Annotated in this window: 1 protein-coding gene; it reads left to right on the top strand. The window is 67.8% G+C overall.

What is annotated here, in order from left to right; all coding sequences use genetic code 11:
* Positions 1 to 17: 17 nt before the first annotated feature.
* Positions 18 to 435, top strand: a 418-nt coding sequence (locus CS062_RS25475; protein WP_199174388.1) for an ACT domain-containing protein, incomplete at its 3' end; no start/stop codon positions are given.

Here is a 435-nt window from a genome sequence, read left to right as displayed (position 1 = left end):
GCTGCGGACTCGACATCATGGCCGCCGACGTCGTCGACGAACCCAACGCCCGCACACGGTTCGTGCTCGTGGGTCTTCCTGGGACCCCGCCACCGGCCACCGGCGCCGATCGCACCGCCGTGGTGTTGCGGCTGGTCAACGAACCGGGTGCCCTGGTCTCGGCCATGACCGAGTTCTCGATCCGCGACATCGACCTGACCCGCATCGAATCCCGCCCGACCAGAACCGAGTTGGGCACCTACATGTTCTTCCTCGACTGTGCCGGGCACATCGACGACGATCCGGTGGCCGAGGCACTCAAAGCGCTCCACCGACGTTGTGTAGATGTGCGATATCTGGGTTCATGGCCGACGGAATCGGCCGCGGGCGCGCCGCCGCCCCGTCTGGACGAGGCCACCACATGGCTCGAAGGCCTGCGGGCCGGATCGGGTGGCG

Origin of the sequence: Roseateles chitinivorans (assembly GCF_002761755.1) — a bacterium.
Lineage (GTDB): Bacteria > Pseudomonadota > Gammaproteobacteria > Burkholderiales > Burkholderiaceae_C > Roseateles > Roseateles chitinivorans.
This window is presented reverse-complemented; position numbering and strand designations above follow the sequence as displayed.